We start from the raw sequence: 20,339 nt of genomic DNA on the forward strand, positions 1-20,339 counted from the left end.
TCAGTGGGCCTCCCCCGATAAGTCCAGGCCGGATATTTGCGCGGCCTGCACCATTTTTTGCAGGTAGTCGCTGGTCATTTGGCGGCGGCGTTTTTCGGTCAGGTATTCCTCGATTCGCTCCGCAACATATTCATATTCCAGCGGGCGGCCCGGCTCACATTGCTCTACATAAATCAGGTGTACACCGTAAGGTGTTTCCACGGGTTTCGCTACCAAACCGGTGCCCTGCTCGAACACTGCGCGCTCGAAGGAGGCGACGGTATCACCGCGCCCCACTTGGCCGAGGCTGCCGCCGGCTTCGGCGGAGGAACAGGCGGAGTGGGATTGGGCCAACTGGGCGAAGGCCTGTAGCGGATTGGCATCGGCGCGGATCTGCTTAAGCATGTCCTCGGCGGCGGCGTGCGCTTTGGCGCAAGCTTCGGAATCATCCGGTGCGGCCGGGATCAGGATATGGCGCACTTCGGCGAGGGGATCGGAGCGGAATTTATGTGGATGGGCTGCGAAATAGGCGCGGCACTCGGCTTCACTGGCCGGGCTCACTTGTAGCTCGCCTTTTAAAAGGTCTGAAACTGCGTGATCGAAAGCTTCGCTATGCAGGTCTTCATCGGCGGCGCAAAGCCCCTGCCCCGCGGCCTTTTCCCGTAAAAGCCAACCGATAACCAGGGCCCGCGCTGCGCGGTAAATCGCTTGGCGCGGGGAGTTGGCGGTCTGGTATTGCATCTCCTGGTAAATCAGGTCTGCGGGGATTTCATTGCCGTTAACGGCCACGGCTTCAGCCAGTTCGAATTCGCGCCCGGCGGCGTCGGAGGCCAGTAATGCACTCATGACTCTACTCCACACAAGGCCCGCTCATAGCGGGCCGGGTTAACAATTGCTGGGATTAGCGCGCGGCTTTGGCGCGGACTATTTGGTAATTGCGGCGGAAGTACTGCACCGGAACACTCCATACGTGTACCAGGCGGCTGAAGGGGAACAGCAGGAACAGGGTCATGCCGAGGAAAATATGCAGCTTGTAGATGATATTCACGTCGGCGATAGCCGCTGCGGCTGCGGAGCCATCGAGGGTGACAATGGACTGGGCCCAGGCCATCAGTTTGAGCATCTCAGCACCGTCCATATGGCCGGCGGAAACCAGGATGCTGATCAGGCCGAGGATTAACTGGGCGTAGAGCATCAACAGTATGGTCAGGTCCATTTTGGAAGTGGTGGCGCGCACTCGCGGATTGGTGAGGCGGCGCTTAATCAGAATGGTAAGGCCAATAAAGCAGATCACCCCGAAGAAACCACCGATCCCCATTGCCATCATCTGCTTGGTGGAGGCTTCAATGCCGAGGAAGTGCCACACCGCTTTGGGCGTGAGCAGGCCGACAAAATGGCCCGCGAGAATGGCGATCACCCCGATATGGAACAGGTAACTGCCGATGCGCAATTGTTTGCGCTCCAATAACTGACTGGAGCCGGTGCGCCAGGTGTATTGGTCGCGGTCGTAGCGGATCAGGCTCCCCACCAGGAAGACCGTGAGGGCGACGAAAGGGTAAATGGCGAAGAGCAGCGTATTCAGATAGTTCATCTTGTTACTCCTGTGGTGCGGGCTGGGCAGAATTCTGCGCTGCATCTTTGGCACTGGGGGCCCAGGTTAGGGGCTGGCCGTCGCGCAGCTGCGCTGCGCTGGGCCGCGTTATGGACTGGTCGCAATTGTTGGCACCGGTAAAACTGACCACCTCTTCCTCCCAGATTTTGTCCAGGGCTTCCGGGGTGTCGTCGCGTTCCTCGTTGGCCACCTCTTCCTTAAGTGCAGTCAGATCGACAAAAACGCCTGCCATCAGCAGCAGTGAGTCCATCAACAAGTGATAGGGGCTTTCGCGCTTGGACAGGCGCGCGCTCAACAAGGCGATGACATGAGTGATGTCATGCACCCAGCCGTAGGCCTCTTCACCCTGGGTTGCGCAGAACTCCAGATAGGTGGGCAGATAGTCCGGTAACTCGCGTTCATTCAGTTCAAGACCGGCACTGCGATAGCGCGCGGTCAGGTCTACCATGGCTTGGCCGCGATCGCGGGATTCGCCGTGTACATGCTCGAAGATATGCAGGGATACGGCGCGGCCGCGCTCGAACAGGCCGTCGTATTCACTCTGCCAGTCAAGCGCATCCATACACTCGTAGTGGGAGATAAATGCCAACAGCATGTCGCGCAGGGGGGCATCCAGATCCTCGGATTCCGCCACCCAGTTGGTTAATTCATCCAAGTGCGCCACCAGCTCATCGGACGGGTAATCCAGCAGGCGGGCGATCAGGTTTAATACTTTCATCGGTTTTCTCCGCTCGACCTTAGTCGACCACTTTGGCGGGTATTACTTCGCGCACTGCGTGCTGCTTACCACCGAAGATATTGGTGCTGTCGTTGCCGGTGCTGCAGCCGTTGCCGAAGCTGAAACCACAGGAGGATTTCATGTCGTAGGCGTTTTCCGCGTAGGCCTTATGACTTGAGGGCACTACGAAGCGGTCTTCGTAGTTGGCCAGGGCCATATAGCGATACATTTCTTCTACCTGCTGTACGGTCAGGCCCGCCTCTTCCAGTAGTTCGCGTTCCTGCACGCCGTCCACATGGATGCCGCGCATATAGGCGCGCATCACAATCATGCGCTCCAGGGCGCGGGCCACTGGCTTCTCGTCGCCGGCGGTGAGCAGGTTGGCGAGGTATTGCAGCGGGATGCGCAGGGTGGAGAGATCCGGGATCTCGGCGCTGCGGCCCACGGTGACGGTTTCCACTTGGCCGGCCTGCACTGCGTTCTGGATCGGAGACAGCGGCGGCACGTACCAAACCATGGGCAGGGTGCGGTACTCCGGGTGCAGCGGCAGGGCGATCTGCCAGTCGATGGCCATCTTGTACACCGGGGATTGTTGCGCAGCTTCGAGCCAGGCTTCGGGGATACCCTCGGCGCGGGCAGCTTCCTGGACCTTGGGATCGCTGGGGTCGAGGAAGATATCGCACTGGGCCTGGTAGAGGGCTTTTTCGTCTTCTACCGCAGCAGCTTCCTCGATGCGGTCGGCGTCATAGAGCAGCACCCCCAGGTAACGGATACGGCCCACGCAGGTCTCGGAACAGATAGTTGGTTGGCCCGCCTCAATACGCGGGTAGCAGAAGATACACTTCTCGGATTTACCGGTTTTCCAGTTGTAGTAGATCTTCTTGTAGGGGCAGGCGGATACGCACATGCGCCAGCCGCGACATTTGTCCTGATCGATCAGGACGATGCCGTCCTCTTCGCGCTTGTAGATGGCACCACTTGGGCAGGAGGCCACACAGGCGGGATTGAGGCAGTGCTCACACAGGCGCGGCAGGTACATCATAAAGGTGTTTTCGAACTCACCGTAGATATCTGCCTGGACCTGCTCGAAGTTCTTGTCCTTCTTGCGCTTGTCGAATTCGGTACCGAGAATTTCTTCCCAGTTGGGACCCCACTCGATCTTCTCCATACGCTCGCCACTGATCAGCGAGCGCGGGCGGGCCACCGGCTGGTGCTTCTGCTCCGGCGCCTTGTGCAGGGTCTGGTAGTCGAAGTCGAACGGCTCGTAGTAGTCGTCGATTTCCGGCATATCCGGGTTGCCGAAAATATTCGCCAGCACCCGGTGCTTGCTGCCGATCTTCGGCTGCAACTTGCCGTTTTTCTTGCGGGTCCAGCCGCCATTCCACTTGTCCTGGTTCTCCCACTCTTTGGGGTAGCCGACGCCGGGTTTGGTCTCGACGTTGTTGAACCAGGCGTACTCGACCCCCTCGCGGGAGGTCCAGACATTTTTACAGGTCACCGAGCAGGTGTGGCAGCCGATACACTTATCGAGGTTCAGCACCATGCCGATCTGGGCTCTAACTTTCATTGCTACACCTCCTCTCGCGCCGGCTCTTTGACGTCTTCGCCATCCAGCCAGTCGACCTTGTTCATTTTTCTCACCACCACAAACTCATCCCGGTTACAGCCCACAGTGCCGTAGTAGTTGAAGCCGTAGGACTGCTGGGCGTAGCCACCGATCATATGGGTGGGTTTCATTACCGCGCGGGTTACGGAGTTGTGGATACCGCCGCGGGTGCCGGTGGTTTCCGCTCCCGGTGTATTCACGATGCGCTCCTGGGCGTGGTACATCATGGCCATGCCGTCGGGCACCCGCTGGGACACCACCGCGCGGGCGGCAATGGCGCCGTTGACGTTGAAGATTTCGATCCAGTCGTTGTCTTCAATACCCGCCAGCTTGGCGTCGTTCTCACTCATCCACACGATGGGTCCACCGCGAGACAGGGTGAGCATCAGCAGATTGTCGGAGTAGGTGCTGTGGATACCCCACTTCTGGTGCGGGGTAATCCAGTTCAGCAGGATCTCCTTGTTGCCGTTGGGCTTCTGGTTCAGCACCGGCTGTACGGTTTTCAGGTTGATGGGCGGCTTGTACACACACATGGTCTCACCGAAGTCGCGCATCCACTCGTGATCCTGGTAGAACTGCTGGCGGCCGGTGATGGTGCGCCAGGGAATCAGCTCGTGCACATTGGTGTAGCCGGCGTTGTAGCTCACATGCTCATCTTCCAGGCCGGACCAGGTGGGTGAGGAGATGATCTTGCGGGGCTGCGCCACGATATCGGCGAAGCGGATCTTCTCGTCTTCCTTGGGCTTGGCCAGATGGGTGTGATCGCGACCGGTAATCTTGCCCAGGGCTTCCCAGGCCTTCACCGCTACCTGTCCATTGGTTTCAGGGGCCAGTGACAGGATCATCTCGGCGGCATCCACGGCGCTGTCGATACGGGCGCGGCCATCGCGGGCGCTTTCATCTTTCCAGGTGCGGTTGAGCTTCTTGAGGAAGTCCACCTCGTCATCGGTATTCCAGCTGATGCCCTTACCGCCGTTGCCGAGTTTTTCCAGCAATGGGCCGATAGAGGTAAAGCGGTTGTAGGTGTTGGGATAGTCGCGCTCCACCTCGATCATGCTCGGCGCGGTAACACCGGGAATCAGGTCGCACTCGCCCTTCCACCAGGCCTTCACCCCAAAGGGCTGGGCGATTTCGGTGGGGGTATCGTGGTGGATTGGCAGGGTTACCAGATCCTTTTCCACCCCCAGGTGGCCATCGGTGAGTTCGGAGAATTTCTTCGCCACACCTTTGAAGATGTCCCAGTCGCTGCGCGCTTCCCAGGCCGGGTCCACCGCTTTGGTGAGCGGGTGGATAAAGGGGTGCATGTCGGAGGTATTGAGGTCGTCCTTCTCATACCAGGTGGCCGTCGGCAGCACGATGTCGGAGTAGAGACAGGTGGTGGACATACGGAAGTCCAGTGTCACCAGCAGATCGACTTTGCCCTCACTGGGGGTATCGTGCCAGGCCACATCTTCCGGCTTCTTGCCGCCGGCTTCGCCCAGGTCCTTACCCATCAGACCGTGCTTGGTGCCGAGCAAGTGGCGCAGCATGTACTCGTGGCCTTTACCGGAGGAACCCAGCAGGTTGGAGCGCCAGATAAATAGATTGCGCGGGTGGTTCTGCGGATTATCCGGGTCCTGGTTGGCGAACTTGAGCGCGCCACGCTTGAGCTGCTGCACGGTGTAATCCTTGGCGGACATACCCGCAGCGGCGGCGTCTTTGGTCAGTTGCAGCGGGTTCATACCCAGCTGCGGTGCGGAGGGCAGCCAGCCCATACGCTCGGCGCGGCTGTTGTAATCGATAATGGAGGCCTGCCACTTGCTCTTGTCGGCCAATGGCGAAACCACTTCGTCCATCTCCAACTTCTCGTAGCGCCATTGGCTGGCGTGGTTGTAGAAGAAGGAGGTGCCGTTCATATGGCGCGGCGGACGCTGCCAGTCGAGGCCGAAAGCGAGGGGGGTCCAGCCGGTTTGCGGGCGCAGTTTTTCCTGCCCCACATAGTGGGCCCAGCCACCGCCACTCTGGCCGATACAACCGCACATCATCAACATATTGATGAGGCCACGGTAGTTCATATCCATGTGGTACCAGTGGTTGAGGGCGGCACCCACAATCACCATGGAGCGTCCACGGGTCTTGTCGGCGGTATTGGCGAACTCGCGCGCTACCTGGATAACGTTCTCACGGCGACAGCCAGTGATTTTCTCCTGCCAGGCGGGTGTGTAGGGCTTGTCTTCGTCGTAACTGTGGGCACAGTTGGGGTCATCGAGGCCGTGCTCCACGCCGTAGTTGGCCAGGGTCAGGTCGTAGACGCTGGCAACTTTGAGCACCTCGCCGTCTTTGTTCCGCACGTACTTCACCGGCACCTTGTAGTCGATCACATCGCTGTGGTCGGTGTGCTGGAAGTAGTCGTGCTCGTGGGTCTGGCCACCGAAGTAAGGGAAGGCCACCTGGGCAATTTCATCGGCGCAGTCTTTCAGGCTGAGTTTCAACTCTACCTCTTCGCCACTAAGGCCGTCGCGCTGTTCGATATTCCATTTTCCCTGCTCGCCCCAGCGGTAACCTACAGAACCCTGGGGGGACACCAGCTGGCCATCATGGTTGACGGCGATGGTCTTCCACTCGGGGTTGTTGTCCTGGCCGAGGTCATCCGCCAGGTCGGAGGCGCGCAGGAAGCGGCCCTGTACCAGCTTGCCGTCGCGCTCTTCCAGGGTCACCAGCATCGGCATATCGGTGGTGGTGCGCACATATTCGGTGAAGTAAGCACTGGGCTTGTCGACGTGGAATTCTTTCAAAATCACGTGGCCGAAGGCCATCGCCAGGGCCGCATCGGTACCCTGGCGCGGTGCCAGCCAGGTATCACCAAACTTGGAGCACTCGGAGTAGTCGGAAGTGATTACGCAGGTCTTGGCACCCTTGTAACGCACCTCGCTAAGGAAGTGCGCATCCGGGGTACGGGTCTGCGGCACATTGGAACCCCAGACGATCAGGTAGTTGGAGTTGTACCAGTCGGCGGACTCGGGCACGTCGGTCTGCTCACCCCAAATCTGCGGAGAGGCGGGCGGCAGGTCGCAGTACCAGTCGTAGAAACTCAGGCAGTTACCGCCGATCAATGACAAATAGCGGGCACCGGCAGCGTAGGAGACCATGGACATGGCGGGAATCGGCGAGAAGCCGGTTACCCGGTCGGGTCCATATTTCTTGGTGGTGTATACATTGGCAGCGGCGATCAGCTCATTGGCTTCATCCCATTTGATCCGCACAAATCCGCCCATACCGCGGCGCTCTTTGTAGGACCTGGCCTTGGCCGGGTCCTCAACAATGCTGGCCCAGGCCTCTACCGGATCGCTGTGTCTCAACTTGGCTTCGCGCCAGAGTTTTACCAGGCGCTTGCGGATCTTCGGGTACTTGAGGCGGTTGGCCGAGTACATATACCAGGAGTAGCTGGCACCACGGGGGCAGCCTCGGGGCTCGTGGTTGGGCAGGTCCGGGCGGGTGCGCGGGTAGTCGGTCTGCTGGGTCTCCCAGGTGACCAGGCCGTCTTTGACGTAGATCTTCCAGCTGCAGGAGCCGGTGCAGTTCACCCCGTGGGTGGAGCGCACAATCTTGTCGAACTGCCAGCGGCGACGATAGCCATCTTCCCAGCTGCGGTCGTCATCGGTCTTTTCCCCGTGTCCTCCGGAAAAAGGCTCTTTTTGTTTCTTCAGGTATTTCAGTCGGTCCAGGAAATGGCTCATGCGGTACTCCCAGGGCATCGAAATGCGGTTAAAGCATCGGTTTAGCGGGGAATATAAAAGCGCTGTGCGGAAGGATCACCTGACCAAAAAGGGGTAGAAAAGCGACGAACTACCCCAGAGTGGGTAGGGAAATGGCGCCAACTCATGGCTAAGGTATTGCGCGAACCGCAGAGTGGCTGGGCCTCCGCTTAAAAAGCAGGCATCAGGTTAAATTTTGTGCAAAACTGGCGTTCTTTGGTGGTACTCACAAATTTGAGCACCCGTGGGCGGCACAATAGGGAGGAGTTCCCACAACCGCCCAGGGGCGAAGTGAATCAGATATGCTGAACCGAATCCGACAATCCATCGTCTACCGCATCGGTACCCTGATGCTGCTCACCGTGCTGGTGGCCCTGAGCTCCATGGTGGCGTCCTATATCATCTCCGATGCCGCCGAAAACGATGCCGCCGCGGTAAACCTGGCTGGCTCCCTGCGCGCCATGAGCTACCGGCTGGCCGCTACCGCCCCCTCCGGCGATATTGATGCCACTACCGAACTCGCCGATGAGGTTGCATCGCGCCTGGCTCGGGTACTGAGCATCTCCGACTTCAACGCCAGCGACAACCTGCGCGCAGCACACAACTACCGCAAGGTGATCGATAGTTGGGAAGGGGAGATACGCCCCCTGTTGGAATCCATTGCCGCCGGCCGCTTGCCCATGGACTCTCTGCAGCTGGCTAACCGCCTGGAACCGTTTATTGGCGATGTAGATACCCTGGTATCCGACTACCAAACCATCGCTGAAGAGAAGATCAGCTTGCTGCGCTTAGTACAGGTGGGCTCCCTGTTCGCCATAGTGGCGCTAGTGTACCTGTCTCTTTACATACTCCACCGCTCCGTGGAACAACCACTCAAGCAACTCACCAACCGCTCCCTGAGCATTGCACAGGGAGACTTCAACGGGCACCGCCTGGAAATCGACAGTGAGGATGAGCTGGGGGTGTTGGCGCGCACCATCAATTACATGAGCGATGAGATCCACGCAACCCACCGTGACCTTGCCCATCGTGTAGAACTCAAAACTGCACAATTACAAAAGAGTCACGAGGCACTGGACTTCCAATACCGCCTGGCGCGACGTATCAGCGAGGGGCCCCTGGCAAGTGCTGAGCTGGGACAATGGCTGGGAGAGTTCGCTAATGTGGCCGATCTGAGCAACCTGGACCTTTGCCTGATGACTCCCGAGGGCGAAGCTCCTTACGAGCACCTGGTGCAGGGCCTCGGCAACAGCCAGTGTGACGGTAATGAGTGCCGCATGTGCGTAAGCACCTGTGGTCCCTCCGACGAGGGCGACTACCGCGTGTACCGCTTCCCGCTGGAAGTGGACAAGCGCAATTACGGCGTACTGATGTGCACCCTACCCCGCGGTGAAAGCCTCGATGAGGAGCAGCAACAACGCTTGGCTACCTTTGCCGACAGCGTTACCGCTGCCATCGCCATCAACGAGCGTGAAGCCCAGGAGCGCCGCGTCGCCCTGCTGGATGAACGCGCAATAATCGCGCGGGAACTGCACGACTCATTGGCACAATCCCTCTCCTACCTGAAAATCCAGGTTACCCGGCTCAATCGCGCCAACCGCAATGAGCAGATGGACAAAGCCAAGGTGGAGGAAATTATTACCGAATTGAAGGAGGGGCTGGACTCCTCCTATCGCCAGTTGCGCGAACTGCTCACCACCTTCCGCCTGCAAATAGGCCCCGGTGGCCTGCGTAATATCCTCGAGCAATCCATCCTCGCTTACCGTGAGCAACACCCGCAAATCACCATCCTGCTCGACTATCACCTCAACGAGGTACCTCTCACTCCCCATGAGGAAATCCACCTTTTGCAGTTGGTGCGCGAGGCCTCGCAAAATGCCGTCTACCACTCCCAAGGGGATATGGTACAGATCAGCCTTACCCAGGCCGAGAATCACTCTCTCAACGTGCGTATCCGTGACAATGGCGTCGGTATCAGCAATTCTCCGGAAAAGCGCAATCACTTTGGCATGTCGATCATGCAGGAGCGCGCCAGCAACCTGAACGGCAAATTAAATATTCGCCGGCGCGATGAGGGGGGCACAGAAGTGCGGTTTAACTTTATTCCCCTGTATGCCCGGGAGCGGGAATTGGTTTGGAAGGATGTGGGGTGATAGCACCCCACTCTAGATAGAAGAATCATTGGGCACGGATAAATAAGCGCCGTAACCAGTTTTTTAAACTCGGCAAATACTTCTGTTAATAAAATTCAGCGAAATATCCCAATATTTTCCGATTGCTTCCCCACTCCGTGAGCCAGTAAGTCGCTGTGAGCCAGGCTCTCACCGCGGGGTTCGCCCAACCCTAAACATGTCCAGGATAAAAAATAGGGTAAAAAATACTGTCTTTTAAATTGGCCCCGTAAGGCCAATACCTACCACATATGCTACAAGTACTTATCGCCAATACACCCCATGATTTGTCCCCATTCATCATGGTGAATAAGTCTTGTTTAGGGGCTGGCATCCCATTTTCCACCGTGCAATGACAATATTGATTTAATAAAGAGGAGAGGTTAATGAAACTGAATTCATTGCCCATCGCCGTTTTTTCAATAATGGCGATGCTTGTACTGGCCTATTCCACTTTCACAACTGCCGATAGCCACAATAAAAAAGAAAAAGATACATCAACCGCTAAACATGGTGCTGGCGAGAAAGCCTGGTCTGATGCGGGAGATGACAAGCGGTTTACCATCTTTAAAGCTGACCTAACCACTGCTAATGAAAATATGCTCGGTAAAAAAGTCAATCCGCAAACCCCTAAAGATGCTAATGGTTTCTTAATCGGCGCCTATAACAACCAGACGCATATGCTGAGCTTTATGGTTGGGTACAGTGATCTATCACAGGGTGGAGTCGCCATGTCGCATTTCCACCTCCAGTGTTCGGGCGACGGCAAGGAACCTCCTATTTGCAAGCCTGGCAAGGCGAGCGGCCCGATTATTCAAACTATCTGTGGTATGCCAACCCAACCGGGGATGGTCCCAGACTGGCCCGCTACCAAAACAGACAAGGATAAACACGGACTTAAAAAGAAATGCTCTGAGGGCAACAGCGGTTTTATTATGGGGAAATGGCTTGTCGAGGAACCTTATCGGAAAGGATTAATGGATAATAAAGTGTTCATTAACTTGCATACAAAACTGGACCCCAAAGGCGAAGTCTCTGGATTATTGGTAAAAGATAAATAGTATTTAATGAATGCCCTGCTGGGCCAATTACAACAACCTTATGGAGAGCGGTAATGTCCAACTACACCACCTCATTTTTTAGCCCAAGCTCCCAGGGAGATGCTTATAAAGCGGTAGCCGAAAAAATGTCCCAGTGGTGGACACCGGTAAGCGCACCCTTCCTAAAGGTGGGCGACACTGCCAAAACCGGGTTTAAGGGAGAGTCTTACTGGGTTTTCCGCGCCAAAACATTGAAGCCAGAAAAACTGATTGAGCTCGAATGCATCGAGTCGAATATGGTGTCCGATAACGTGGACGACCCCGAGGAGTGGAAGGGCAGTACACTGCGCTTCGAGTTTTCTGAGGAGAATAAGGGAACTCTGGTTACTTTTACCCACATTGGCCTTTCCCCTGAGATGAAATGTTGGGATATGTGCAAAAGTGGCTGGGACCATTATCTACCTGGTAGCCTCAAGGATTTCTTGAGCGGCACTGGAGGCCGCCCAAATACTTACTAACAATAGACAACTAGCAAACGATGATACTTTGAGCTAATCGCAGCAGCCACAACACTTTCTATCACCGGCACTGCTCCCAGAACTTGTTTTGGGCTTTGCAAAAACCTCTTTTAAACGCAGGAAGGCCTTTTTTATATCGGCCCTGGGTACAGCAAAGTTCATCCGTGCAAACTGTGTTGCTGTGTCGTCGAACCAGGTTCCTGGCGATGCGCCAAAGCCGGCTTCAGCCAATTTTGTAGTAAGCTCGCTACCCGCAAAGCCAGTTTCTGAAAAGTCCAGCCAGACCTGATAGGTACCTTCTACGGACGTCATTTTTACAACCGATAATTCCTCCAGCAAAAACTCCTTTATCCAACCCAAGTTATCCTGAAGATAAGCCAGTAACTGATCCAGCCAGGCATCCCCCTTTTCAAAAGCAGCAATAGTTGCAAAAGTGGTGAAGGCATTGCCATGATTCAGATACATGGATTCACTTACATCACCAACTGCCTTTAGCAACCTGCTGTTTTGGGTATAGATGTATCCATTGGAAATACTCTGCATACCAAAAGTCTTGGCTGGCGAGCCAATCAAGGCTACATGTTTCTCTGAATCCAGAGCCATCAAGCTGGTAAATTGATGACCCGAATAAATAATATCACCATGGATTTCATCGCTGATAATGGTCACATTATATTTATTGGCTAATTGCAGGAGCTTTTCCAGCTCTTCCTTTTGCCAAACCCTCCCAACCGGGTTGTGCGGATTGCAAAGGATCATTGCTTTTACTTCCGGATCTGCGAACTGATTATCCAGATCCGTAAAGTTCATCCGATACCTTCCATCACTCACTCGCAACGGACTTTTAACAATTTTACGGCCTGCACTTTGGATCACTTTACTAAATTGGTGATAGACCGGGGGCTGAACCAGAACGGAATTCCCCTTTTCAGTAAGCTCACGGATCAATAGCGCAATACCAGTCAAAACGCCTGTAACCTGAACAAATTTATCCGTTTCTAACCGCAAATTGTGACGCCGCTGATACCAACTACTAATTGCACTAAAGATCCCCGCGGGGTAGAACTCGTAGGCGAACTGCCCTCTATCCACCAACCTTTGCAATTCTGCTCTAATAGGGTCGGCTACATTGAAATCCATATCCGCTACCCAAAAGGGAATTACTTTCTCTGTGCCAAAAATATTTTTAAGTGCCGATGGGCTGTTACGCACAAAGTGATTTTCAGCACCGGAATTATTTTTATCAAAGTCCATCATTGCTCCTACATGTGGTTCAGGGGTTTATGAGAAAAACAGGTGGAACAGCAGACCTGCAAAAATTGCCATACCGAAGATCACTAGCAGGAAAGCCGCTACCATTGGTTTGCGGAACATCGACTTCAGTAGGATCACCTCAGTTAGGCTGGCACCGGCACTGCCAATAATCAATGCCATTACTGCCCCCATACTCATGCCTTTTGCGAGCAGCGCCGCAGATAAGGGGATTACGGCCTCAGCACGGATATATAGCGGCACCCCAATTACTGCCGCGAAAGGGATGGCGAGAGGGTTACCGGCTCCAGCATACTTTGCAATGAAATCTGCAGGTATAAAGCCGTAGGTGAAAGCACCGATTGCGATCCCAATCAACAGGTAGGGCAGTACTTTCTTAAACTGGCTCCAGGTTTCCCGCCAGATCCGCACCCAGCGATTGTCCTGCACGGCACTCAATGCAACGGTACCATCGCAAGCGGCGACTTGGAAAAGCGGTCCATTGCAAGCTTTCTCTTCTGTACAAGTAGTTGCAGATGCACTGGCACCACAGCCGCCAGTCTCTGGTTTCCTGGGTTTACTCGCACCAGAGCAGCCGCTTCCAGTATTCCCCTTCAATACTTCCGGGCGAATGAAGCGAGCAAAGTTGAGCCGCTCCAATACATACCCAGCAGTCACTGAAACTGCCAGTGCCGTTGCGGCATAAACCAAAGTGATATTAAGGCCGAAGGTCACAAGGAATAGACCAATAATGATGGGATTCAAAAGTGGCGAAGTGAATAAGAAGGTGACTGTTGGTCCAAAACCGGCTCGGGCTTTCAACAGGCCGCTCAGCATAGGGATGGTTGAGCAACTACAGAATGGTGTCAGACCACCGAGTATCGCTGCAGAAAAGTAGCCACGGCCATTCTTTGAGCTGAGAATAGCCTGGATTTTTCCTGACGGCAGGTATTCCTGAATTACGCCAATAATAAAACTGATTACCAAAAATAACGCTGTCAGCTCGATACCGAGCAATACAAACATGCCCAGCGCCTCTTCAAGCATTACAAGAACTTCTGGAGACATTGCATTCATTCCGTATTTCTAGATTCATGGAAATATATTAGTGCAGCTTTTTTGTGACTACAAGTTATTTCTAGTAATATAGAAATATTGGAGCCCCAGGAACACAACAATGCAGACAGACATAGCCGCCAAGTGCTTCGCTGAATTAGGCCATTTAACCCGCCTGGAAATATTCCGCCTATTGGTCAGAGGTGGCCCAGAGGGCATGCCTGTTGGAGAAATACAGGAAGCGCTGGATGTTCCTGGCTCCACTCTCTCCCACCACATTAACCGTTTGGTATCTGTGGGGTTGGTCATTCAACGACGAGAGGGCCGCACCCTCTATTGTGTGCCTCAGTATGAAGAACTATTCAGGCTGGTGGAATTCCTGCAGGAGGAGTGCTGTATTGACGGTAACCCTCACTGCGACGATTAATCATTAGATGATTTTCAACCATCAGAGTAACATAGAGAGTAGGGCCACTTTCCATTACAACCGCTGGTCTTCAATTTGTATAAAGCTGAGTTTTCAAAGATCAGCAACATAGCGAGGAAAAGGAGTTTGCTGAATCATTTAATAGACAATATGCAGACCGGGAATCCGGCCAAGGAAATTATGTGCCGTTCCCAGTATCAAAAAACAAGGAAAAACTGTATCCAACTTTTCGCCATTAGAGCTACTCCCGTATCCCTCAATTACAATTTTGCATCTAAATAGCACCAACCGTTACTTCCCAAGTATCTTCACCTAACTCGCGCAACTGAATATTAACTCCGGCAATTTTCTGGATCACCTGAATATTGGTCAATAAATGCTGGCTGGGCTTCAATGTACAAAAGCGACCACCATTGCCCAAAGCCATAGGCAATAACAGTTGATCGGCCAGATATTCACCTACCGGCGCACCAGAATTCAGATAACGCTGCATCTGCCGAATCGCACGCTGGGCAACTCGCTCTGAACTTACGCCCTGCTCGCCCATGGAATCGAAGATTTCAGTTACCTGTTCAGATTGCAACCGCAGCGACAGCAAATTACCGGGCCCTTGGGAACGCACCTGTTTTCGCTGCAAATACTCAACCGGCCACTCACATTGCTTACTCACCTGCGCCAGTTCACGCAAGCCAATATGAGCCGGTATATTCGCGGATATGGCTACAGCTTTGCGCTCCAGCAGCTCTCCTCTTTCAGTCAGTTCCAGTTTTGATAAATTGGAGAGGGGGTGGATACGCGCACGCCAGGCACCGCCACCAGCTGGATAAAAACCATAATCCGTTAGCTCCACCTCCACTCCCGCGCCCATACGCGCTAATAGAGGCAAATAAACCTGGGCTATAAAATCAAAGCTTGGGGCCTTTTTATTGTGGGTACCCCCTTCCAAGTGCAGCTCACTAATACCATCAGCAAATAAAAGAGGCAGCAACACCGTTTGCAATACCAAGCTGGTACTACCGGCCGAGCCGATGGAAAAATGAAACTCGCCAGATCGTACTTTTCCCGGAATAAAAGTAACTTCCGTAGCCCCCAGCTGCTCACCGCTAACATCAGCATCACTAATAGCTTTGGCAGCGCGTAAGCAAGTGAGATGTTGGCGTAATAGTCCAGGCTTATTGCGGCCTGCTCGAATATTTTTAATACGAATCGGTATTCCCTGGCACATGGACAAAGTGAGGGAAGTCCGTAAAATCTGGCCGCCACCCTCCCCCTGGGCGCCATCAATCTCAATCACTAATAATTCCCTTAAATACCACTAAATGGTTTCGATGCCTTTATTTTATTCAAGCAGTTGGGCGCAGTTTCACTAAATCATTAAGCACACCCTCAAGACCGCCGTATACTGAAATTTTATCGATACGATTACTGACCTTTTCCAGCGACTCTAATTCTTTTAACCGCAGTAACACAGGATTGTTATCCATCATCTTGGCGGTGTTATGCATGGAACGCATGGCCTGGGTCTCTTCCCGGCGTTTTATTAAATTCGCTTCAGATTCTTTTTGTGTTTCCACTACCTGATTTAGAATCATTTTCATATCGCCTGGTAAAATAATGTCTTTCACACCGACACTGACGATCTCGATACCGTACTCCGCTATTTTTTTACGAATGCCCGTAGCAATAACAATATTCAGCCGATCCTTATCCGCCAACAAGCTATCCAGAGTCTGGGTACCCACTGCTTCACGCAGATATAGTTGCAATTCACGATAAATATAGCTTTTGTAGTCACTGAGTTTTAATGCTACCCGCTTTGGATCAGTAATCTTGAAACTACCGCTCAGGTTTATACGCAAACTTACCCGGTCCTTGGTAAGAATTTCCTGGCCACTCACTTCAATAGTTTGCAAGCGCATGTCCATCAATTTCACCACGATGGAGCGATTGTACTTCCAGAATCCATAACGACCGGGCTGCAGGGTTTTTTCCAGTTTGCCATTAACAACCAGAAGGCCTACGTGCTCATCGGGAATTTCGTTGTAGCTAACCGCCTGAGCGGCAATACGCATTTGTCCGACCTTCACCCCACGACCAAGCAATCCCAATATATTGTCATCAATGGAATACTCCTTTGAAATATCTACAATACCTACACGCACGGTTTCACTACCCTTCCACACAGCGCGATAAGTACCAGGAGGAAGGATATCCACCAGGTGACCATCCTGGTAAAAAAGGCCTACCTGATGATCAGATAACTCATAGGACTGCAAATATTCACCCAATATTTGTCCATAAGTATTCAGAAGGAATTTTGCTTTAATCGCATCAAAAACCACTTCGGTAATATCATAGGTCTCCACCCGCACATCACCGGAAAGCAGCCAGATACGGTGACGTCCAGGAGGCAATACCCTTTCAAATCGACTGCGGCGAAACAGCAATGCACGCTCGTTATCAGCCACATCCACAATCTTCCATATTTTAAAGAGAGACTTCATTTCTCCGATCTCTTATCTTTTATTCCTTTTGGGTGGGGCCCACCCGATCCCAGGGTGGCCCAGCGCTTGTACAAAGTAGGAGCAAAATACAGCGGTTTTGCAGACTTTTTCTTTCTCCTCTCCTGGGAAATACAGCCAACATCCCTGGTCAAAATAGAGTCAATGCATAACCTGTAATCCGCTCGCACAGTGCAAACCCACGAAAGGCGACACTGTCACCGAAGTACCTTTTTGTTTGGCAATTGGTATAATACCGAATTGCCGAAACCATAAGGCACAATGGGCCCCGGATAGATTTCAACAAAGAGGGTTTCTTTGCGGGGATTCGAACCCCAGGCTCTCGCCTTCCCTTAAGATCGCTTTCCAGGCGACGTGACTTTGACGGGAATTGAACCCGTAACCAACCGACAAAACGGTTGCTCTACCAATTGAGCTACAAAGTTAGCGTTTGAGGATTGGCCCAGAGGGTACACCTGCCGCCAGCGGCGGTGGTGCCAGGCCGGCATACAGAACCGGCTCCGCTGACTGGAACAAAAACACTCAAACTTGTTTGCGGAGAACCGGCCCGTTGGGCACTATCTCCGGCATTCTTTATATACTGAAGGCCTTATCCCTGACCGACACCGATTATCCTTTGACGCAGACTACCTGCTTGAGGGTGTAAACGATTTCCACCAGGTCTTTTTGTGCTGCCATAACCTTCTCAATAGGTTTGTAGGCCGATGGGGTTTCGTCGATCACACCTTCGTCTTTACGGCACTCTACGTCGATGGTAGCCGCGCGGTGCTCCTCCAGGGACACCAGTTTTTTTGCCTTGGTACGCGACATCACTCGCCCAGCACCATGGCTACAACTGCAGAAGCTTTCCTCATTACCCAGCCCCCGCACAATAAAAGATTTGGCCCCCATACTCCCGGGAATAATGCCCATTTCATCAACACGAGCTCTTACAGCCCCCTTGCGCGTCACCAGCACATCCTTGCCGTAGTGGTGCTCTCGGGAAACATAATTGTGATGGCAATTCACTGCCTCCATGCGCGCTTCGAAATCCATGCCCAGAGCCTGCTTCACCGCACCGATAGTACGCGTCATCATTACTTCACGATTGATACGAGCAAACTCCTGTGCCCATTCCACCGCTAGTACATAGTCATCGAAATGCTCTGTGCCTTCGGGGAAATATGCTAAGTCACTATCCGGCAGATGGATATGCCAACGCTCCATATCCCGCTTGGCTTTCTCGATAAAGTAGGTACCAATACGGTTACCCACACCACGGGAACCGCTATGCAGCATCAGCCATACGCTACCGTGCTCATCCAGGCACATCTCAATAAAGTGGTTGCCGGTGCCCAATGTTCCCAAGTGGTTGATGTTATTAGTATTTTTTAATACAGGGTGCTTTTCTTTAAGCAACTCAAACTGCGCTGCCAATGGCGCCCAACCGGCAAGTGCATCATCCGGCGGATTCTCCCAGGCACCTTTATCCCTCCCCCTGCCCCGGTGCCGGCCCGTACGGCCATGGGGCACTGCGCGTTCAATAGCGCTGCGCACCCCTGCCAGGTTATCCGGAAGTTGCGCCGCTGTAAGGCTGGTTCGCACCGCCATCATGCCGCAGCCGATATCCACACCCACAGCTGCGGGAATTACCGCCCCCAGGGTAGGTACCACACTGCCAATCGTGGCGCCTTTGCCCAGGTGTACATCGGGCATCGCTGCCACCCATTTGTGGATAAAGGGCATCTGAGAAATATTTTTGAGCTGCGCCTTGGCTTCATCCTCAAAGGGCACTCCCAGGGTCCAAGACTTAATCGGCACCCCACCTGCCTGCATCACTTCATATGGCATTGGTTTCATCTTTAACTCCTTTTGAAACCGCGCTCGATGTTCTTACGCTTCATTTTTCTATTGATATAGCGAATTGAGTGCCAACTTTTTATCAAAGTTGGAAATTTTTTATAACTTGTTGTTTTTTATGGAATTTATTTTTAATACCAAAACTCTTGAGAGTTTCTTTGAAATAAGAAAGCCATAAATATCTATCTTTTTTGATAGTAAAATAATATTTTAGATAGCATGAAGACAATTGCTATCAGTATTCTCGGTACCAGCAAAGATCGGCGCGGCAAAGGTGACAAGCGCTGGGACAAATGGCGCCCAAACATATCCATGTGCCAGCACGAAGACCTGCTTATCGACCGTCTGGAACTTCTGTTCGACAATCACTCAAAGAACCTGGCAGACCAGGTAACCGAAGATATTGCACGGGTCTCTCCAGAGACTGAAGTGGTCCACCACCGGGTGAACTTTAACGACCCTTGGGATTTCGAGAGCGTATACAGCAACCTGCTGGATTTCGCCCGCGCCTATAGCTTCAAGCCGGATGATGAGCAGTACCTGGTACATATCACCACGGGCACCCATGTGGCCCAGATCTGCCTATATCTATTAACAGAAGCGGGGTATTTCCCCGGGCGCCTGCTACAAACATCCCCGGCACGCAAGCACAGTGGTTTGCCGGGCGAGTACCAAATTATCGATTTGGATCTTTCCAAATACGATCAGATTGCCTCGCGATTCCAGAGGGAACACCAAGAGGGCACCACCTACCTGAAAGGTGGCATTGAAACTAATAATCTCGCTTTTAACCAGATGATCGAGCAGCTGGAGCAGGTCTCTATCCGCTCTGACGCCCCAATATTAATAACCGGCCCTACGGGGGCGGGTAAATCACAACTGGCCCAGCGTGTTTATGAGCTGCGCAAACAGCGCGGTAAGCTGGAAGGCGGGTTGGTAGCAGTAAACTGCGCCACTCTGCGCGGCGAAAATGCCATGTCCGCTCTGTTCGGCCACCGCAAAGGCGCCTTTACCGGTGCCACCGCACATCGTCCCGGGCTGTTGATGGAAGCTGATAAGGGCCTACTTTTTCTGGACGAGATCGGCGAGCTGGGACTGGACGAGCAAGCCATGCTGTTACGCGCTATAGAACACAAACGTTTTATGCCCTTTGGCTCAGACAAAGAGGTGAGCAGTCACTTCCAGCTGATCGCCGGTACTAACCGGGATCTTGTCCAGCACAGCCGCGAAGGTAAGTTTCGTGCGGACCTGCTTGCCCGAATTGACCTGTGGACTTACCGCCTGCCCTCCCTGCGTGAACGTATTGAAGACCTGGAACCCAATATCGACTTTGAGCTGGAGGCTTTTTCCAGAAAGTCTGGCCATTTGGTGAGCTTCAATAAAGCGGCACGGGAGAGGTATCTCAACTTTGGCCATTCAGGAGAGGCCAGCTGGTCCGCTAACTTTCGCGACCTTAACGCCAGTATCCTGCGCATGGGCACTCTCGCCGATGGTGGGCGTATTACCACTGAAGTGGTGGAAGAGGAAATCCAGCGACTGTGCTTAAAGTGGCAAGCCTCTACCAATGAGTCATCGCTACCCATTGCACGTATTGAAGCGCTACTGGGCCCCGGCAATATTGAACAGATGGATTACTACGAGCAGATCAAACTGGCAGGACTGATCCAAGTCTGTGAGGAATCCAGCTCCATGGCGGAAGCCGGGCGCCGGCTTTTTCAGATAAGCCGCACAGCTAAAAAATCCAACAACGATTCCCACCGGGTACGCCAGCTGCTGGAAAAATACGGGCTTAAGTTCGAGCAGCTGAATAAAGCCTAGAGCCCTGTTGGCACCATTTTGTTAATCTCACTCCAGAGCATCAATGAT

15 protein-coding genes are annotated in these 20,339 nt (G+C 53.4%); 5 read left to right on the plus strand and 10 right to left on the minus strand.

The window, feature by feature from the left end:
* Genes G367_RS0113935 through G367_RS0113955 form a run of 5 tightly spaced genes read right to left on the minus strand, consistent with a single transcriptional unit; the run spans nucleotide 1 to nucleotide 7,631 of the window.
* Nucleotides 1-825: a peptidylprolyl isomerase gene (locus tag G367_RS0113935; RefSeq protein WP_020413755.1), complete on the minus strand. Its 825-nt coding sequence runs from the start codon at nucleotides 823-825 to the stop codon at nucleotides 1-3.
* A 55-nt stretch (nucleotides 826-880) separates the two neighbouring features.
* Nucleotides 881-1,570, minus strand: coding sequence for a respiratory nitrate reductase subunit gamma (gene narI, locus G367_RS0113940; RefSeq protein WP_020413756.1), 690 nt, complete (start codon nucleotides 1,568-1,570; stop codon nucleotides 881-883).
* Nucleotides 1,571-1,574: 4 nt separating this feature from the next.
* Nucleotides 1,575-2,309 carry a nitrate reductase molybdenum cofactor assembly chaperone gene (gene narJ, locus G367_RS0113945; RefSeq protein WP_020413757.1) on the minus strand — a complete coding sequence of 245 codons (735 nt, stop codon included), beginning with the start codon at nucleotides 2,307-2,309 and terminating at the stop codon, nucleotides 1,575-1,577.
* 19 nt (nucleotides 2,310-2,328) lie between these two features.
* Nucleotides 2,329-3,876, minus strand: a complete 1,548-nt coding sequence (gene narH, locus G367_RS0113950; protein ID WP_020413758.1) for a nitrate reductase subunit beta — start codon at nucleotides 3,874-3,876, stop codon at nucleotides 2,329-2,331.
* Between the two features lie 2 nt (nucleotides 3,877-3,878).
* Nucleotides 3,879-7,631 carry a nitrate reductase subunit alpha gene (locus G367_RS0113955; RefSeq protein ID WP_020413759.1) on the minus strand — a complete coding sequence of 1,251 codons (3,753 nt, stop codon included), beginning with the start codon at nucleotides 7,629-7,631 and terminating at the stop codon, nucleotides 3,879-3,881.
* 320 nt (nucleotides 7,632-7,951) lie between these two features.
* On the opposite strand from G367_RS0113955, the gene G367_RS0113965 reads away from it, so the two are divergent.
* The 3 genes from G367_RS0113965 (at nucleotide 7,952) to G367_RS25210 (ending at nucleotide 11,378) form a co-directional block, all read left to right on the plus strand.
* The gene (locus tag G367_RS0113965; RefSeq protein ID WP_020413761.1) at nucleotides 7,952-9,802 is read left to right on the plus strand and encodes a histidine kinase; all 1,851 of its coding nucleotides are present in this window, start codon (nucleotides 7,952-7,954) and stop codon (nucleotides 9,800-9,802) included.
* 404 nt (nucleotides 9,803-10,206) lie between these two features.
* Nucleotides 10,207-10,881, plus strand: a complete 675-nt coding sequence (locus G367_RS0113970) for a CHRD domain-containing protein (protein WP_020413762.1) — start codon at nucleotides 10,207-10,209, stop codon at nucleotides 10,879-10,881.
* A gap of 53 nt (nucleotides 10,882-10,934) precedes the next feature.
* A complete protein-coding gene (locus G367_RS25210) occupies nucleotides 10,935-11,378 on the plus strand; it encodes an SRPBCC family protein (RefSeq protein ID WP_020413763.1) in 444 nt (147 codons plus the stop codon).
* A 33-nt stretch (nucleotides 11,379-11,411) separates the two neighbouring features.
* On the opposite strand, the gene G367_RS23915 is transcribed toward G367_RS25210, so the two are convergent.
* Both G367_RS23915 and G367_RS0113985 read right to left on the minus strand, forming a co-directional pair.
* Complete coding sequence (locus G367_RS23915) at nucleotides 11,412-12,632, minus strand: MalY/PatB family protein (RefSeq protein ID WP_020413764.1); 1,221 nt, start codon at nucleotides 12,630-12,632, stop codon at nucleotides 11,412-11,414.
* Between the two features lie 27 nt (nucleotides 12,633-12,659).
* Nucleotides 12,660-13,697 carry a permease gene (locus G367_RS0113985; protein ID WP_026305128.1) on the minus strand — a complete coding sequence of 346 codons (1,038 nt, stop codon included), beginning with the start codon at nucleotides 13,695-13,697 and terminating at the stop codon, nucleotides 12,660-12,662.
* A gap of 109 nt (nucleotides 13,698-13,806) precedes the next feature.
* Here G367_RS0113985 and G367_RS0113990 point away from each other — a divergent pair, with 109 nt between their 5' ends.
* Nucleotides 13,807-14,112, plus strand: a complete 306-nt coding sequence (locus G367_RS0113990) for an ArsR/SmtB family transcription factor (protein ID WP_020413766.1) — start codon at nucleotides 13,807-13,809, stop codon at nucleotides 14,110-14,112.
* A gap of 274 nt (nucleotides 14,113-14,386) precedes the next feature.
* On the opposite strand, the gene rtcA is transcribed toward G367_RS0113990, so the two are convergent.
* From rtcA to G367_RS0114010, 3 genes are all read right to left on the minus strand, one after another.
* Complete coding sequence (gene rtcA, locus G367_RS0113995; RefSeq protein ID WP_020413767.1) at nucleotides 14,387-15,406, minus strand: RNA 3'-terminal phosphate cyclase; 1,020 nt, start codon at nucleotides 15,404-15,406, stop codon at nucleotides 14,387-14,389.
* Nucleotides 15,407-15,455: 49 nt separating this feature from the next.
* Nucleotides 15,456-16,616, minus strand: a complete 1,161-nt coding sequence (locus G367_RS0114000; protein WP_020413768.1) for a slipin family protein — start codon at nucleotides 16,614-16,616, stop codon at nucleotides 15,456-15,458.
* A gap of 627 nt (nucleotides 16,617-17,243) precedes the next feature.
* Complete coding sequence (locus G367_RS0114010; protein WP_020413769.1) at nucleotides 17,244-18,473, minus strand: RtcB family protein; 1,230 nt, start codon at nucleotides 18,471-18,473, stop codon at nucleotides 17,244-17,246.
* Between the two features lie 219 nt (nucleotides 18,474-18,692).
* Here G367_RS0114010 and rtcR point away from each other — a divergent pair, with 219 nt between their 5' ends.
* A complete protein-coding gene (gene rtcR, locus G367_RS0114015; RefSeq protein ID WP_020413770.1) occupies nucleotides 18,693-20,291 on the plus strand; it encodes an RNA repair transcriptional activator RtcR in 1,599 nt (532 codons plus the stop codon).
* The last annotated feature ends 48 nt before the right edge of the window (nucleotides 20,292-20,339 follow it).

Source organism: Microbulbifer variabilis ATCC 700307 (assembly GCF_000380565.1).
GTDB lineage: Bacteria > Pseudomonadota > Gammaproteobacteria > Pseudomonadales > Cellvibrionaceae > Microbulbifer > Microbulbifer variabilis.

Coding starts and splice junctions, on each gene's coding strand:
- G367_RS0113965 (WP_020413761.1), top strand. CDS start 7,952: ATGCTGAACCGAATCCGACAATCCATCGTCTACCGCATCGGTACCCTG.
- G367_RS25210 (WP_020413763.1), top strand. CDS start 10,935: ATGTCCAACTACACCACCTCATTTTTTAGCCCAAGCTCCCAGGGAGAT.
- G367_RS0113990 (WP_020413766.1), top strand. CDS start 13,807: ATGCAGACAGACATAGCCGCCAAGTGCTTCGCTGAATTAGGCCATTTA.
- G367_RS0113970 (WP_020413762.1), top strand. CDS start 10,207: ATGAAACTGAATTCATTGCCCATCGCCGTTTTTTCAATAATGGCGATG.
- rtcR (WP_020413770.1), top strand. CDS start 18,693: ATGAAGACAATTGCTATCAGTATTCTCGGTACCAGCAAAGATCGGCGC.
- narH (WP_020413758.1), bottom strand. CDS start 3,876: ATGAAAGTTAGAGCCCAGATCGGCATGGTGCTGAACCTCGATAAGTGT.
- G367_RS0113935 (WP_020413755.1), bottom strand. CDS start 825: ATGAGTGCATTACTGGCCTCCGACGCCGCCGGGCGCGAATTCGAACTG.
- narI (WP_020413756.1), bottom strand. CDS start 1,570: ATGAACTATCTGAATACGCTGCTCTTCGCCATTTACCCTTTCGTCGCC.
- G367_RS0113955 (WP_020413759.1), bottom strand. CDS start 7,631: ATGAGCCATTTCCTGGACCGACTGAAATACCTGAAGAAACAAAAAGAG.
- narJ (WP_020413757.1), bottom strand. CDS start 2,309: ATGAAAGTATTAAACCTGATCGCCCGCCTGCTGGATTACCCGTCCGAT.
- G367_RS0114000 (WP_020413768.1), bottom strand. CDS start 16,616: ATGAAGTCTCTCTTTAAAATATGGAAGATTGTGGATGTGGCTGATAAC.
- G367_RS23915 (WP_020413764.1), bottom strand. CDS start 12,632: ATGGACTTTGATAAAAATAATTCCGGTGCTGAAAATCACTTTGTGCGT.
- G367_RS0113985 (WP_026305128.1), bottom strand. CDS start 13,697: ATGTCTCCAGAAGTTCTTGTAATGCTTGAAGAGGCGCTGGGCATGTTT.
- G367_RS0114010 (WP_020413769.1), bottom strand. CDS start 18,473: ATGAAACCAATGCCATATGAAGTGATGCAGGCAGGTGGGGTGCCGATT.